Origin of the sequence: Flexivirga caeni (assembly GCF_003724155.1) — a bacterium.
Classification (GTDB): domain Bacteria; phylum Actinomycetota; class Actinomycetes; order Actinomycetales; family Dermatophilaceae; genus Flexivirga; species Flexivirga caeni.
Window position 1 is genome coordinate 56,608 of record NZ_RJJQ01000012.1, and the last position, 16,094, is coordinate 72,701.

Sequence of the window (16,094 nt, forward strand, 5' to 3'; positions counted from 1 at the left end):
TCCATGCTGCCGCACGTCATCGATGCAGCCGCGCGCGGTGCCACCGCACACGGCGCTTTTCCCGGCTCGCCACACGCGTTCATAACTGCGCGGGTTAGGTTGTCCCCAAACCTGGACCCTGCACACGAACCGACTTCGAGGCCCACGTGAGTTCTGCGGACGACCCGACCGACGATGCCGGCAACGGCGACCAGCGCGCCCGAGTGACTGCCCGGCGAGTAGGGCCTGCGGGTGCCCGCCGCACCCTGATGGTGATCTGCGCGCTCGTCGTGCTCGTGGTCGCTGTCCAGGTCTGGGCGAATGTCTGGACCACCAAGCTCTGGTTCGACAGCCTGGGCTACGCATCGGTCTTCCGCATCGAATACCTCACCAAGGCAATCCTTTTCGTGGTCGGCGGGCTCTTCGTCGGCGGGCTCATCTGGGTCAGCATGTGGCTCGCTTTCCGGCATCGGCCGGTCTATGCGCCGTCGACGAGCGAGATGGACGCCATGGACCGCTACCGCGAGGCGATCGAACCGTTCCGGCGCGCCACGTTCTGGGTGGTGCCGCTGGCCTTCGGGGTGTTCTCCGGCTCCGCCGCGATCGGGCAGTGGAAGGTCGTGCTGCTGTGGCTGCATCGCCAGCGTTTCGGGACCAAGGACCCCGAGTTCCACAAGGACATCGGTTTCTACGTCTTCACCCTCCCGTGGCTGCAGACAGTCGTGTCGTTCCTCACCATGGCGCTGATCCTGTCGGCCGTCGCCGCCCTCGTCATGCATTACCTGTATGGCGGGATCTCCTTGCACGACAAGGGAGTCCACACCACCGGAGCAGCGCGCATCCACTTGTCGGTGCTGTTCGCGGTGCTGGTGCTGGTGCGCGGCGCCGCCTACTGGCTAGGCCGCTACGACCAGACGGCGACCGACAACTCGCTGTTCACCGGCATCGACTACACCGCCCAGAACGCCGTGCTGCCCGCGAAGGCGATGCTCGCCGCCGCCGCCGTCATCTGCGCGGCCCTCTTCGTGGCGACCATCTGGACGCGCACCTGGCGGTTGCCGATCGTCGGGCTGGCGCTGCTGATCGTGTGCGCGATCGTGCTCGGCGCGATCTACCCGGCGCTGGTGCAGCGCCTGAAGGTGCGCGGGAACGAGCAGGCGCTGCAATCGCCATACATCAGCCAGAACCTCACGGCGACCAAGGCGGCCTACGGCCTGGACAAGGTGCAGGTCACGCCATACACCCCGACGAAGTCCACCAGCGCCGGCCAGCTCGCGCAGGACGCCGAGACGGTGCCCGGCATCCGACTGGTGGACCCCTCGATCGTGTCGCCGACCTTCCGGCAGTTGCAGGGGCAGAAGAGCTACTACCAGTTCGCCAACACGCTGGACGTCGACCGCTACAAGGTGGGCAAGCAGACCGACGACGTGGTGATCGGTGTGCGCGAGATGTCCCTGGCCGGTGTCCCTGCGTCGCAACGCAATTGGGTCAACGACCACATGGTCTACACGCACGGGTTCGGCGTCGTGGCGGCATACGGCAACAAGCGCACCGACAACGGCCAGCCGGTGTTCATGGAGTCCGGCATCCCCCCGACGGGCAAGCTGGGCGCCTTCCAGCCACGCATCTACTTTGGGGAATCCTCCCCGCAATTCTCGATCGTCGGCGGCCCGAAGAACGGCACCAAACGGGAGCTCGATTACCCCGACTCCTCGTCCGGCGGCGAGCAGCGCACGACCTACACCGGGGGCGGCGGCGTCGCCATGGGGTCGTGGCCGCGCCGGGTCGCGTATGCCACGAAGTATCACGACCTCAACTTCCTCTTCTCCGGGGCGATCAACCCTGACTCGCGGATCCTCGACACCCGCAACCCGATCGACCGGGTGAAGAAGGTCGCGCCGTGGCTGACGGTGGACGGCGACCCCTACCCGGTGGTGGAGGACGGGCAGGTGCAGTGGGTGGTCGACGGCTATACGACGAGCGCGCATTACCCGAACTCGGAGCTGCAGTCGCTCGGCAACGCGACGTCCGACTCGCTTACCAGTCAGTCGGACAACCTGCGCACGCTTGCCGGCGGCCGGATCAACTACATCCGCAACTCGGTCAAGGCGACGGTGAACGCCTACACCGGCGCGGTGACGCTCTACGCGTGGGACGACACCGATCCGGTGCTGAAAGCCTGGATGGCCGCCTTCCCCGGCACGGTGAAGCCGATGTCGGACATCTCCGCGAACCTGATGGCGCACCTGCGCTACCCGGAGGACCTCTTCAAGGTGCAGCGGGAACTGCTCACCAAATATCACGTGACTGACCCGGGCCAGTTCTTCCAGGGCAACGACCAGTGGCAGGTGCCGACCGACCCGTCCTCGAAGGCCGGCGCCCAGGTGCCGCCCTATTACCTGTCGGTTGCGATGCCGGACCAGACCTCGCCGACGTTCTCGCTCACGACGACCTACATCCCCACAGGCGACCGGCAGAACCTGTCGGCGTTCATGACGGTCGACGCCGACGCTGGCTCGACACCGGGGAAGAAGGCGCCCGACTACGGCACGTTCCGCATCCTGGAAATGCCCCGCAATGTGACCATCAAGGGTCCCGGGCAGTTCCAGAACGACATCAACTCCTCGCAGGCGGTGTCGCCGACGACCAAGCAGACGCTCTCGCAGTTCCTGACCTACAACAAGCAGGTCGGTTCCTCGGTGGAGGAGGGCAACCTGCTCACCCTGCCGGTCGGCGGCGGGTTGCTGTATGTAGAGCCGATCTATGTCAAGGCGTCCGGCAGCACCTCGTTCCCGCTGCTCCAGGCGGTGGTGGTCGGTTTCGGTGACAAGCTCGCCTGGGACACCACACTCAATGGTGCGCTCAACTCCCTCTTCGGCGGCGATTCCGGTGCTACTGCTGGGGATTCGGGGCAGGCGACAGCGCCGTCGTCCGGCTCGGCCCCGTCGTCGTCGCCTTCGTCGTCGCCTTCCTCGTCCGCAAAGTCGTCCGGGACGTCCAACGCCGCGGTGCGGGCGGCGCTCGCCGACGCGGAGAAGTGGTATGCCAAGGGTCAGGCCGATCTGAAGAAGGGCGACTTCGCGGCATACGGGCAGGACCAGAAGGAACTCGCCGCCGCGCTGAAGCGGGCCATTGAGGCCGAAGGCGGCACGACGCCGTCGTCCAGTTCCTCACCGGAACCTTCGTCCACCGGCTCCAACTAGGTTGCGCCGGTCCCGAGCATGCCGGGCGCGCGGTATGGCGCGCGCTGGGCATGCTCGGGCTGGCGTACGTGGCGTCGGGTATGCCGAACGGCGCGCGGATCCGCCGATTTGGCGCTGCGCTGGCCGTCGCGTAAGGTTGTGTTCACCGACGCGGGGTGGAGCAGCTCGGTAGCTCGCCGGGCTCATAACCCGGAGGTCGCAGGTTCAAATCCTGCCCCCGCTACGAATCAGGCCCGGGAAATCAAGGTTTCCCGGGCCTGAAAGGTTCTAGGGATTTGACCACCCTTCCACAAGCCCTCCTTTGCGGAGGGGTCTCACCTTCGGGACGCTCGACGGGTACTGCTCCGGGATCGCTCACAGGCATTACCAGGAAGGCTTCGCCGATCCGACTGTCGATGTCGTCGTGCGGCGTGTGCATCGAGGGCTCCGTCGGATCATGGGGGTCGCTCCGCGTCACCAAGCCCCTCCACTCACTCCTGCTGAGGTTGCTCAGATCATCTCGGCCATCGACACAAGCACAGCCATCGGTGTTCGTGACCGAGCCGTCATCCCCCTCGGCTACGCATCCGCGATGCGACCCGGTGAGGTCTCCGCCCTCGACGTAGACGACATCACCACCAAGCCCACCGGTGTTCTCGTCACGGTGCGCCGCTCCAAGACCGATCAGGACGCGCGGGGTCAAGCGGGGTCAACTGGTCGGAGTGGCTCGCGGAGGCAACCCGTTGACCGATCCGATCCGCGCCCTCGATGCCTGGCTCAAGATCCACTCGCCGGAGGCGGGACCGCTCTTCACCCGCGGGTCGCCCACCACGGTCACGTCACCACTCAGCGCATCGGGTCGCGAGCTCTCAGCCGACTCGTCCAGGCTCGCGCTCAAGCAGCAGGGTTCGACGGGATTCCCGTGACAGGTCACTCTTTGCGTGCCGGCCATGCCACCACCACCGCGATCAACGGCGCTTCTATCGACCGGATCGCCGCCCAGACCCGCCACCGCGACCTCGGCACCCTGCTCAACCACTACATCCGCCCCGCTGAAGCGCTCGCAACCAGCACCAGCCGTGACCTCGGCCTCTGAGCGGACAACAGGTTGAGTCCATAGGTGATATCGTTGTGTTGATATCGGAGATGATCGTCGTGGAGCAGATTCTGATTCGCAACCTTCCCGCGGGGACCAAGGCTGCGCTCAAGACGCGTGCCGAACAGCACCGCCGGTCCGTCGAGGCCGAAGCGCGGGAGATCCTTGCAGACGCTCTCGAACGTGAGCCGGTCACCCTCGTCGACCTGCTCAGCACCGACGAAGGGTCGGACATCGAGTTCGAGCCCGAGCGCCTCGGGGTGACTGCTGGTACGCCTGATCTGTGACTCGGCTGATGCAGTACGTGCTGGACACCAACGTGGTCTCCGCCCTGCGGGTCCGAGGGCGCAATCCGCAGGTCGAGGCTTGGGCCGCATCGGTGCCCATCGCGGATCAGTTCGTGACGGCAACGACGATGGCAGAGATCGAACGTGGCGTGGTTGCCAAGGAGCGATTCGACCGGCTTCAAGGCGAGATCCTGCGCCGTTGGTTCGAAGACCACGTTCTGCCGGCGTTCGCCGATCGGGTGTTGCCATTCGACCTCCCCGCTTCCCGGATACTGGCCACCCACCGAGTCCCCGAACACGCTCCGCTCGACGACGCACTCATTGCTGCCGTTGCTCAAGCCGCGGACATGACCGTTGTCACCCGCAACACCCGGCACTTCGAACCACTCGGCGTCGCCTGCCTGAGCCCGTGGGACCAAGGCGCGTAGCGGCGACCGTGTGGCTGTGACCCACTGGCGGCGAAGTGACGCACCCGCGCGCCCAGCGGATCGCGGCATAGTTCGGACGTTAGGCAGGCGACCTGGACGCCACGTCGCGAACCGGTTCGTCGGCTGCCGATCGTCGCCGTCGACGTCAGGGCGTAGCCAGGAACAACGGCGGGCTCTTATCGGTGTAGACCACGACCTGAATCCGGTCTTCCATGCTCGTCCGCTCAGGTTCGTTCGAGTCCCCGAGGCCCAGACAGGAGTCCACGCGGGCACTACTGCGCCGGCCAGCGGGGAGAGCTGGGGCCGCGCAGATGCGCAGCGCCAGCCTCTGGAATCAGCCCTCCGCGGCGCGCTCGGCCAGGGTGTCGACGGCAGCGCGGGGGACCACGATCACCGGGACCGGCGAAGCGCGCACGATCCGCATCCCGTTGGAACCGAGGAAGACTCGCCGACCCGTGCTCATGTCGCTGGAGCCGACGACGAGCACGTCTCCGGTTTCCCACTCCAGGCCCTCGACGGCATCAGTCCAGGATTCGCCGGTGCGGACGATCGTGTCGGCGACCTTCGGTGCGTTCGGCAGGGCTTTCACTACGGTGAGCACCTCCTGCGCCTTGTCGTGGATGTCACGGGTGAGAGCCTGCATCGATTCGGGGGTCGCGGACCGCGGCTGAACCACGAATGCCGCCAACTGGAGTTCCGCGCCGGTCTGGGCGCAGATTCCTGCGGCGGCCAGCACCAGGCCGGACTTGCTGGCCTGACCACCGAATGCGGCGACCACCCGAGTCACCCTGTCGTTCCGGCTTGTCCGGAAGCCGCGCGGCGCCAAGGCGATCGGCACCGGGCTGGAGTGCACCAGGTGGTTCGCGACGCTGCCGAGACTCACCCGGCCGAGCATCCCGTGAGCGGAGTTTCCGACGACGATCAGATCCGCGGATTCCTGCTCGCCCAACTGGGTCAGGGCACTCGGGATCGAATGGCCGTCCTGGATCCGGAACTCGACGTCGACGCCTTCGGGTGCGCGCGACTTGGCGTCCGCCATCGCCTCGGACAGCTGCTCGCGCAGAATGTCCCGGTAGTGGATGTCGATGGTGGGCACGCCCTCGTCATCCGCGGCGAATGCCGACACCACCAAGAGCTTGGAACTAGCTGAGCGAGCCCACAGGGCTCCGAGGCGAAGCGCTTCGCGGCCACCCGACCCGGAACGATAGGCAACAATCGTGGTCACAACATCTCCTTGCATGAGGGCGGACGGTGCGGAGGGACTTCGAACTATTCGGACAGCAGGTCGGTCCGGCCGAGGTCGGCGTCGATGGCGCGCTGCACCTGCTCAGCGGTCCGGGTGCAATTGACGGCCCAGAAGAAGATCACCAGGGAGAAGACGATCACTACGCCCAGGTCGACATAGTTCGGCAGCCAGTTGAGGTGCCCGTCGTGATCGGGGTCGGTCCCCGCGCCATACCGGCCGAGGTAGCCGATGACGGCGGTGCCGGCCAGCCACACCGGAACCCAGACCGCGTTCTTGACCCCGTCGAAAGGATCGGCCGCACGTCGGGAGCCGATCGCGAACAAGATCAGGCCGAGGACCAGCACGATCATCAGCTTCCAGGTGTTGTCCCAGCCACCCCAGTAGATGAGGAAGTTCGCAGAGATGAAACCGATCGGCAGCAGCACTTTCGGGATCGGCATCGTGTAGGCGCGTGCCCGGTCGGGGTCCTTCTTGTGCAGCCCGGCCAGGGCGATCGGGGCGAAGCCATACATGATCGCCGTGAAGGCCGTGACCATGTTCACGATCACCGACCAGCTCTTGAACGGGCCGAAGCCGATACAGCCGATGATCGCGGAGGCGATGATCGCGTTGACCGGGACTCCATTCGGGCTCACCTTCGACAGGAAGCCGGGCATCTCCGGCTCTTTGCCCAGGTTGTAGGTCAGTCGCGAGGTGGTGCCCATGTAGACGACGCCGGTGGCGCTGGGGGAGATGACCGCGTCGGCGATCAGCAAAGTGCCCAGCCAGGTCACGCCCACGGCCTCAGCCAGCGTGTACCAGGCGCTGCTGGTGTTGGCGTTCGCGACCCCGAGTGGGGTTTGCCAGCCGTGGGCGATGTCCGAGGGCGAGACACCCAGGACGAAGGCCACCTCCAGCAGCGCATAGATCCCGGCGCCGATGACCATCGCGACGATGATCGCCTTGGACAGGTCCTTGCCCGGATTCTTGGCCTCACCGGCCAGCTGAGCGGCCTGCTCAAAACCCTGGAGCGCGAAGGCCACACCAGCAGCGGGCAGCGCGGACAGGATGCCATGAATGCCGTCCGGAGCGAAGCCGCCGGCGTGGGCATTGTTCAGGTTGCCCAGGTGGTGCGACTCATACAGGACGACCACGACCGCCAGCAGCGGGATCGCGGTCTTCCAGATCATCATGATCGTGTTGCTCTCGGACATGAACTTGCCACCGGCCAGGTTGATGGCGGTGAAGACCACCATGGCCGCCAGGCCGACGAGGATGCCGCGCAGGTTCAACAGGCCCTGGTTGTTCAGCATCGGGAAGTGCTTGTTCACCGAGTGCAGGCCATTCAGGTAGCTGACTGCGGCGATGATCTCAACCGGTGCGATCAGGACCGCCTGCAGCCAGGAGGACCAGCTGCTGAGAAAGCCGACCACCCGGCCGTGGGAGAAGAAGGGAAAGCGCCCGGTACCACCGGCGACCGGGTACGTCGCGCCGAGCTCGGCATAGCACAAGGCCAGGAAGGCAAACAGGACCGCGCACAGGATCCAGCTGATGATCGCGGCCGGTCCAGCCTCTTTCGAGGAGTCCAGCGCCGCCATCAGCCACCCAGAGCCGATAATCGATCCGAGTGAGATCAACATCAAGCCGCGGAAGCCGACTGTCCTCGGCAGTTCACCTGCTTGGACCGGAGCTGCGGTGTCGACACTCATACCGTTCGCCTCCCGCTGATCCCCGCCGACCACGTGTATCGCTCGCGCATTGTCCAACCTCCGTGACGTGGTTCAGATTCGGGACGACCTTGATTGATCTACTTCGACCTCCGAAGCGGTGCGTCGGTGAACCGTCATCCGGTTCCGAGCTCAAGACGACGCGGAATGGCAGAATCCTGTCCTAGCGGAGAGTGGACAGTCAGTAACCTGCTGGAAGTCCCATGGTTTTCCCGGGTTATAATCAGTCTCAACTCAGCCTTTGCGTCCGGCGCTCGATATGGTTGTGGTTTGCTGGATAGCAAGTGCCCGCGGACGGAAAGCAGGGAGCGCCTGTGTCGAGTCGGTACTTCAGCAACTCGACCTCGGTCCTGCGGATCGCGGCCGACAAGGATCACTTCCGGCTGCGGTTCGGCAGCCGGATGACCGGGGTGTGGTGTCTGGCAACTCCGTCGGGCAGGAGCTATCTGCGGATGGTCTTGGTGTCGCACGCCCAGGTCATCTCCCGCCGCATGGACGACAGCTACAGCACTGAATACCTGGCGTCATTGCGGCGGTGGATCACGGTCGTCGGCGGCCTGCGCGAGCTCGAAAGGTCGCATGACCCGACCGGTTCCTCCGGTTGGGGCCACGGTCCGGCCTGAACAACCTGTGGGTGTGCTAACGGAACGCGAACGGTCCAGACGGACGTGGCGGGTCATCGGCCGCAACTCCAGTGCGGATGGTGCAGCGTTCGGCCGCGTCACACCGATAATCCGACAGGTCCTCCGCAACGGGATGCAGCTGTGCGACCGCCGGGCTTAAGGTCGAATACGTGCCGCAACATACGCGATTCGACGACGAAGCTGCTGCCTGGGACGACGAGCCGGGGCACGAGGAACGCCAGCTGGCGGTGGCCCGCGCGATCGAGCAGGCGGCCGACCTGCGATCGGAGATGCGTGCACTCGACATCGGCGGCGGCACCGGCCGGCTCAGCATCCTGCTCGCCGACCGGGTGGCCTCGGTGGTCGTCACCGATCCTTCCGCCGGGATGGTGCAGGTCGCCGCGCAGCGCATCGCGGCCGCCGGCCTCGGTGACCGGGTGCGCGCGGTGCAGGCAGACCTGACGACCGACCGGATCGATGGCAGCTACGACGTGGTGTGGAGTTCGATGGCCCTGCATCACGTGCACGACGTGGATGGGCTGTTGCGCTCCGTGGCTGGCCTGCTGGTCGACGGTGGGCGCCTGGCGATCGCCGACCTGGACGCGGACCCCGATGGTGCCTTCCACGCCGCCAAGCCCGATTTCGACGGGCATCACGGATTCGACAGGCAGCGGCTCGCCGAGCAAGTGGCCGGCGCCGGTTTCGTTGACGTCCACTTCTCCGACGCCACGACCGTCGTCAAGGCAGGCCGCGAATTCGGTCTCTTCCTGTGTATGGCGGCCAAGGCTCCCGTCCGACGGTCGTCCCCGAGAGGACAGTAGTTGTCGCGAGGGCAGCGGCGTGACCACAACAGCTGTCCACCCGGCGGCCTAGGCTCCCAGCACCGTCCGGCGCGCCGGACGCTGTCCCAGCCACTCCTTACAATCGGCGGATGGAATTCGGATCGATCGAGTCGCTGCGCGACCGGCACCCCGCGTGGCGCCTGTTGCGCGCGGGGAACGCGAGCCTGGTTCTGGCCTTCCTCGGCGACTTCTTCGTGGACGGCAACCGGGGCGCCTGCCCGGCGAGTGAGCTCGCGGCCGCCCTGGACGAGCAACTCTACGCATTGAACACCGAGCTCGGATCTCCTGACGGTGAGCGGCGATTCCCGAAGGAGCCGCGTGCCTACCTGGAGGACTGGGCGGCGACGGAGGCAGGATTTCTGCGCCGCTTCTACCCACCCGGCGACGACGAAGTCCACTACGAAGTCACCCCTGCGTTCGAGAAGGCCTACGCCTTCGCCGAGTCGCTGCAGGTGCGCCCGTTCGTGGCGACCGAGTCGCGGCTGCACACTGCCGTCGCGCTGCTGCGGCAGATCGTGCAGGGCACTGACACCGACCCGGAGAGCCGGCTGGCCGACCTGCAGCGCCGCCGCGACGAGCTGGACGCCGAGATCGCCGCCGTCGAGGAAGGCCGGTTCGCCGTGCTCGAGCCCTCCGGCATACGCGATCGATACCAGCAGTTCACCGCGACGGCGCGCGAGTTGCTGTCCGACTTCCGCGAGGTCGAAGACAACTTCCGCCGCCTCGACCGGTCAGCCCGCGAGAAGATCGCCACCTGGGACGGAGCCAAGGGGGAGCTGCTCGCCGGCTTGGTCGGAAGCCGTTCGCAGATCACGCATTCCGACCAGGGCCACAGCTTCCAGGCGTTCTACGACTTCCTCCTCTCCCAGCAGCGCCAGGACGAGCTGACCGAGCTGCTCGCCCGTGTGTCGGCGCTGCGGGAGATCGACGCCGACCGGCGGATGAAGGGCATCCACCACGACTGGTCGGAGGCTGCCGAACGCGCTCAGCGGACTGTCCGGCAGATCTCGGAGCAGCTGCGCCGGTTCCTGGACGACCAGGTGTGGCTGGAAAACCGCCGCGTCCTCGACCTGGTCCGTGAGGTCGAGGCGGCGGCGCTCCAGGTGCGTGACAAGCCGCCGTCGTGGGGACTGGAGATGGACGAACCCGGCATTGCGATCAACCTGCCGTTCGAGCGCCCGCTCTACACGCCGCCGGCTGCGGCGGAGGTCGAGAGCCTCATCGAGCCGACAGCCGAGGAGGTCGACAATGACGCGCTGTTCGCCGAGTCGTTCGTCGATCCGGTGCGGCTGCTGCGAAACGTGCGCGCCATACTCCCCGAGCACTCCGCAGCCCTGCTGTCCGACATCGTGACCTTCTATCCCGTCGAGCAGGGCGCGGCCGAGATCGTCGGTTACCTCGCGCTCGACGACGGGGAGATCAGCGTCGAGATGGACGACTCTGACCAGACCGTGCTCGACTACGACGACCCGGCCGACCCCACCGCGACGAAGCGGGCCAGGCTCCCGAAAGTTACGGTGAAACGACGATGACCGACACCCACGCGACCGCGAGCGCAGTGATCAAGCTGATGCAGGGCGTCGTCTACCGCGAGACCGACGAAACCACCTGGCTCACCCTGGAGCGCTCCGGCGCGGGAGTCCGCGACCACTTCGCGACCATCGGCGTGGACGTCGTGGTCGACGAGGACGAGGGCTACGCTTTCCTGCGCTCCCGGCCCGAGGTCGAGGGGGAGGAGGCGCTGCCGCGGCTGGTGCGGCGGCGATCGCTGACCTATCCGGTGAGCCTGCTGCTGGTGCTGCTGCGCAAGCGTCTGGTCGAGTTCGAGACGCTCGGCGGCGAAGGGCGGCTGGTGCTGAGCACCGAGCAGATCGTCGAGCTGTTGCGGCTCTTCCAGGCCGACTCGACCAACGACGCCCGCCTGGCCGACACCGCCGAGACCACGATCCGCAAGGCCGCCGAGCTCGGCTTCCTGCGCCAGTCGCGCGGCGAACGAGACCGCTGGGAGGTGCGCCGCATCCTCAAGGCGTATGTCGACGCGGAGACCCTGAACGACTTCGCGGGCAAGCTGCGCGAGTATGCCGGAAAGGCCACCGCCGATGACTGACGCGCTCTTCTCCAGCGTCGAGCTGGCCGCCGAAGGCCGCGCCGGCTACCGGCTGCAGCAGCTGGAGGTGCTCAACTGGGGCACCTTCGACAAGTCCGTCTGGCGCCTCACCCCCGGCTGCGACACCGCGCTGCTCACCGGCGACATCGGCTCCGGGAAGTCCACCCTCGTCGACGCGCTGACGACGCTGCTGATGCCCGCGCACCGCATCGCCTACAACAAGGCCGCGGGCGCCGACGCCAAGGAGCGCACCCTCCGGTCGTATGTCGAGGGCCACTACAAGTCCGAGCGCACCGAGGCGTCCGGCCGCTCCCGTGCGATCGGGCTGCGCAGCAACGGCCGGTCCTATTCGGTGGTGCTGGGCATCTTCGCCAACGAGGGGTATGACGAGACGGTCACTCTCGCGCAGGTCTTCCAGCAGCGCGAGAGCACCGGCCAGCCCTACCGCTTCTTCGTGACCGCCGACAAATCCCTTTCGATAGCAACCGATTTCGCCGATTTCGGCACCGACCTGCGTGACCTGCGCAAGCGGCTGCGGGACGCCGGCGCGCAGGTCTTCGACGACTTCCCGAAGTACGGCACGTCGCTGCGACGCCTCCTCGGCATACGGTCCGAGCAGGCGCTCGAACTCTTCCACCAGACGGTTTCGATGAAGTCGGTCGGCAACCTGAACGACTTCGTCCGCGACCACATGCTCGAGCCCAGCGACGCCGCCGGACGCGTGCGCGACATCATCGGCCACTTCGAGGACCTGACCAAGGCGCACGACGCGGTCACCCGGGCGCGGGAGCAACTGGCCGCGCTCGAACCCGTCGTCAGCATCGCCGCGAGGTATGACGGTGCGCTCGCCGAACGCGGGGCCGCCGAGCGTGACCGGTCCGCGGTGGCGTTGTTCGTCGCAGAGCTGCGCTCCGGCCTGTTCGCCGCCGAGATCGCCGAGCTGGAGACCCAGGAGACCCGGTTGCGCGACGAGCTGGGCGCAGCCCGGCAGCAGCGCGATCGGCTGGCCGGCGAGCGGGAGGCGCTGGTCGAGGAGCGTGCGCGAGCCGGCGGCGACCGCATCGGCGAGCTGGAACGCCTGACCCGGGATGCCCGCGCCCAGGCCGAACAGCGCCGGGAGACGCGTGCGCTGTTCGATCTCGCGGTGGCCGGCGCCGGCTGGGATCCGGTCGGCGACCGCACCGGCTTCGTCGCGCTGGCCGGGCGGGTCGCGGCCGAGCGTCCGCAGCTCGCCGATGCCAAGCGCGCCCTCGACAACGCGGCGGCCGAGGCGTTCGCCACCGAGCGGGAACTCGGCCGGCGCGTCGACCGGCTGACCGAGGAGCTGCACAGCCTGGAGCAGCGCACCAGCAACCTGCCGTCGGAGCAGGTCGAGCTGCGCGAGCGGTTGTGCGACGAGCTTGGCCTGACCACTGAGGACCTGCCGTATGCCGGCGAGCTGCTCGACGTCCACGGGGACCAGGCCGCATGGCGCGGCGCCGCCGAACGCGTGCTGCGCGGCTTCGCGCTCTCCTTGCTGGTGCCGCAGCAGCACTACGACGCAGTCACCGGGTGGGTTAACGACAACCGGCTGAGCGTGCGCGGCCGGGGAGGCCGCACGGTCGGTGCCCGGCTGATCTACGAACGCGTCGCGGAGCGCAGGGTTCCGCTGCAACGCGATCCCAGTGCGACGCTGCTGCTCGCGGACTGCCTGGAGGTCAAGGACGGGCCGTTCGCGGCATACCTCACCGACGAACTCAGCAAGCGCGCCGACCACCGGTGCGCGCGGACGCTGGCCGAGTTCCGCAGCGAGCGCCGCGCCGTCACCACGCAGGGGCAGGTGCGCTCCGGCGACCGGCACGAGAAGGACGACCGGCACCGCGTCGACGACCCACGCCGGTGGGTGCTCGGCTGGGCCAACGAGCGCAAGATCGCGGCGCTGCGTGCCGAGGTCGACGAGCTGGCCGCCGAGCGCGACCGCGCCGTGGCTGAGGCTGCCGAAGTCGGCGCGCGGCGTGAAGCGATCCAGGCGCAGCTGGACGCGCTCACCCGGCTGGAGGGTTTCCGCAGCTGGGACGACGTTGACGTCGCCGAGGCGGTCGCCCGGGCGGAGGCGTATGACGCCGAGCGCGCCCGCCTGGCCAGTGGTTCCTCCCGGCTGGCCGAGATCACCGCGGCACTGGAGCGCAACGCGCAGGCCGCGGCGGCCGTGGCCGAGCAGATCGACGCGCTGACCGGGGAGGTCGCGACGACGACCAAGGCGACCGAGCAGGCCCGGCACGGCAAGCAGCGCGACGACGAGCTGATCGCGGGATGGCCGGCCGGCGAGGCGGTGGCGGCGCGCGCGTCATACGACGCCCTGACCGCACGCCTCGGCCGCACGGTGCCGGCGCGGTCGGCCGACTGCGCGGCCGCGGAGAAGCAGCTGACCGACACCTTGACCGCGCGCATCGAGCGCCTGGGCAGGGAACTCGGCGGATACGGGCAGAGTCTCGGGCAGGCGATGGGGGAGGTGCTGCGCCGGTGGCCCGAGCTGCGTGCCGACCTGGACGCGACGGTCGACTCGCGGGCCGACTTCGTGGCGCTGCGTGACCGGGTCGCCGGTGACGACCTGCCGCGCTTCGAGCAGGAGTTCAAGGACCAGCTCAACAAGAACGCCATCCAGGAGCTCGCCGGGTTCAACAACTGGCTCGGCCGGCAGGCGGCGGCCATCGACGAGCGGGTGGAGCGGATCAACGAGGCGCTCGGTGCGGTGCCCTACAACCCGGGTCGCTACATCCGGCTGGAGAAGGAAGCGACCGTCAACCAGGAGGTTGCGCAGTTCCGCGCCGACCTGCGCAACCTGACCAATGACAGCCTGGTCGTCGACGGCGACCAATACTCCGAGCAGCGCTTCCTCGACGTGCAGCGGATCATCGAGCGGTTCCGCGGCCGGGACGGTTTCGCCGACTCGGACAAGACCTGGACCCGTCGGGTGACCGACGTCCGCAACTGGTTCGTTTTCTCCGCCTCCGAGCGCGACCTGGAGTCGCATCAGGAGTGGGAGCACTACAGCGACTCCGACGGGAAGTCGGGCGGTCAGAAGGAGAAGCTCGCCTACACCATCCTGGCGGCGTCGCTCGCCTACCAGTTCGGCCTGGAGTGGGGTGTCGCCCGGTCCAAGGACTTCCGCTTCGCGGTGATCGATGAGGCGTTCGGCCGCGGCTCGGACGCCTCGACCCGCTACGCGCTGGAGTTGTTCGCCAAGCTGGGCCTGCAACTGCTGATCGTGACTCCGCTGCAGAAGGTTCACGTCATTGAGCCCTACGTCAAGGCAATCGGTTTCGTCGACAACCCGACCGGCACCTTCTCCCGGTTGCAGACGATGACGATCGAGGACTACCGCACCCGCCGCGACGGCAGCCGTCGGTGACGGCCCGTCGCTGGACGACGCCGGACGACATCGCCGCGGCGGTTCGCCGGCGCTGGGACGACGGGTCATTGCTGCGCGCCGACGCCGGTGTCATGCCGCTGACCGCGATCGACATCCCGGTCCGGGGCCCGCGGCCGTCGCAGATCGGCGACGACCTGAACTCGGTGCGGGAGTGGGTGGCCGCGCTGGACGCCGGCAGCCGCGACGGCCGGCGCTACACCGTGCACCGGCAGGCGATCGGCGGGCGCCGGATCGGCCGCAACGAATTGCCGTCCCGGGTCCAGGTGTCGTCGCTGGACCAGGCGTGGGCGCTGCTCGGTGTCGCGGCGGACGTGGGCCGGTTCCGGGAGCTCGTCGCGCTGACGGCAACCGACCCTGCGGTGCGTGCCTGGGTGCTCGACCACCCGCACCGGGCGCTCGAGTTGTATGACGAGATGCTCCCGCTGCTGGCGGCATACCGCTGGCTGGACGAGCACCGCGGCGAGCCGCACTACCTGCGGGAGATCAGCGCGCCCGGCGTCGACACCAAGTTCGCCGAGCGCCACCGCGGCGTGCTTGCGGCGATGCTCGGCGTGCCGTCCTCGGCGTCCGGGTTCCGCACCGCGCTGGGTCTGCGGGCCAAGCCGGAGCTGGTGCGGTTGCGACCGGCGGCGGGCCTCGGCCTTCCGGCGCCGATGAGCGAACTCGCAGTCCGGGCGACCGAATTGGCGCAACTGGCGATCGAGCCGCGCCGGGCACTGGTCATCGAGAACGAGATCACCTACCTCAGCGTCGACGTCCCGCAGGACGGAGTCGTGTTGTGGGGCAAGGGTTTCGACGTCGACAACGTCGGCCGCCTGCCGTGGCTGGCGAATGCCGATGTCGTCTACTGGGGCGACCTGGACACGCATGGCTTCGCCATACTCCATCAGCTGCGCGCCTGGCTGCCGCAGACACGATCGGTGCTGATGGATCGCGAGACGCTGCTCGCGCACCGGGAACGCTGGGTACGTGAAGGGCGCCCGACCCGCGCCGCGCTCACCCGCCTGACTGGTGCCGAGCAGGACGTCTACGCCGACCTGGTCGGCGACGCGTTCGGGCCGAAGGTCCGCCTGGAGCAGGAGCGGGTGGACTGGACCTGGGCGCGCCGTCGCCTGGCTTATGCCGCGCCGAGTGGGCAATGGGTGTCGTGAGAGCGCGAGCCTGAGTGCATCTACTGTCCACTCGC

At 67.8% G+C, this 16,094-nt stretch carries 12 protein-coding genes and 1 tRNA gene; 11 read left to right on the forward strand and 2 right to left on the reverse strand.

The window, feature by feature from the left end:
- Positions 1-146: 146 nt before the first annotated feature.
- From EFY87_RS12420 to EFY87_RS12440, 5 genes are all read left to right on the forward strand, one after another.
- Positions 147-3,182, forward strand: coding sequence for a UPF0182 family membrane protein (locus EFY87_RS12420; RefSeq protein WP_245988619.1), 3,036 nt, complete (start codon positions 147-149; stop codon positions 3,180-3,182).
- 149 nt (positions 3,183-3,331) lie between these two features.
- Positions 3,332-3,405 (forward strand) — tRNA-Met (locus EFY87_RS12425).
- Positions 3,406-3,618: 213 nt separating this feature from the next.
- Positions 3,619-4,257 carry a tyrosine-type recombinase/integrase gene (locus EFY87_RS12430; protein WP_123271803.1) on the forward strand — a complete coding sequence of 213 codons (639 nt, stop codon included), beginning with the start codon at positions 3,619-3,621 and terminating at the stop codon, positions 4,255-4,257.
- A 59-nt stretch (positions 4,258-4,316) separates the two neighbouring features.
- A complete protein-coding gene (locus tag EFY87_RS12435; protein ID WP_123271917.1) occupies positions 4,317-4,544 on the forward strand; it encodes a FitA-like ribbon-helix-helix domain-containing protein in 228 nt (75 codons plus the stop codon).
- Positions 4,541-4,972, forward strand: coding sequence for a PIN domain-containing protein (locus EFY87_RS12440; protein ID WP_220093613.1), 432 nt, complete (start codon positions 4,541-4,543; stop codon positions 4,970-4,972). The genes EFY87_RS12435 and EFY87_RS12440 overlap by 4 nt, the downstream gene beginning before the upstream one ends.
- A gap of 334 nt (positions 4,973-5,306) precedes the next feature.
- Here the strand turns inward: EFY87_RS12440 and EFY87_RS12445 are convergent, their stop codons facing one another.
- Together EFY87_RS12445 and EFY87_RS12450 are read right to left on the reverse strand one after the other, a co-directional pair.
- Complete coding sequence (locus EFY87_RS12445) at positions 5,307-6,197, reverse strand: universal stress protein (protein ID WP_158607620.1); 891 nt, start codon at positions 6,195-6,197, stop codon at positions 5,307-5,309.
- A 44-nt stretch (positions 6,198-6,241) separates the two neighbouring features.
- On the reverse strand, positions 6,242-7,906 hold the full coding sequence (locus EFY87_RS12450) for an APC family permease (RefSeq protein ID WP_123271919.1): 1,665 nt from the start codon (positions 7,904-7,906) through the stop codon (positions 6,242-6,244).
- Positions 7,907-8,238: 332 nt separating this feature from the next.
- On the opposite strand from EFY87_RS12450, the gene EFY87_RS12455 reads away from it, so the two are divergent.
- The 6 genes from EFY87_RS12455 (at position 8,239) to EFY87_RS12480 (ending at position 16,059) form a co-directional block, all read left to right on the forward strand.
- Positions 8,239-8,547: a hypothetical protein gene (locus tag EFY87_RS12455; RefSeq protein ID WP_148043319.1), complete on the forward strand. Its 309-nt coding sequence runs from the start codon at positions 8,239-8,241 to the stop codon at positions 8,545-8,547.
- 170 nt (positions 8,548-8,717) lie between these two features.
- A complete protein-coding gene (locus tag EFY87_RS12460) occupies positions 8,718-9,368 on the forward strand; it encodes a class I SAM-dependent methyltransferase (protein WP_123271806.1) in 651 nt (216 codons plus the stop codon).
- Positions 9,369-9,478: 110 nt separating this feature from the next.
- Positions 9,479-10,921 (forward strand): DUF3375 domain-containing protein, encoded by a 1,443-nt coding sequence (locus EFY87_RS12465; RefSeq protein ID WP_123271807.1) that lies wholly within the window; start codon positions 9,479-9,481, stop codon positions 10,919-10,921.
- Positions 10,918-11,496, forward strand: a complete 579-nt coding sequence (locus EFY87_RS12470) for a DUF4194 domain-containing protein (protein WP_123271808.1) — start codon at positions 10,918-10,920, stop codon at positions 11,494-11,496. Before EFY87_RS12465 ends, EFY87_RS12470 begins: the two co-directional genes overlap by 4 nt.
- Positions 11,489-14,887, forward strand: coding sequence for an ATP-binding protein (locus EFY87_RS12475; RefSeq protein WP_123271809.1), 3,399 nt, complete (start codon positions 11,489-11,491; stop codon positions 14,885-14,887). Before EFY87_RS12470 ends, EFY87_RS12475 begins: the two co-directional genes overlap by 8 nt.
- Positions 14,884-16,059: a Wadjet anti-phage system protein JetD domain-containing protein gene (locus tag EFY87_RS12480; RefSeq protein ID WP_123271810.1), complete on the forward strand. Its 1,176-nt coding sequence runs from the start codon at positions 14,884-14,886 to the stop codon at positions 16,057-16,059. Before EFY87_RS12475 ends, EFY87_RS12480 begins: the two co-directional genes overlap by 4 nt.
- Positions 16,060-16,094 lie beyond the last annotated feature (35 nt).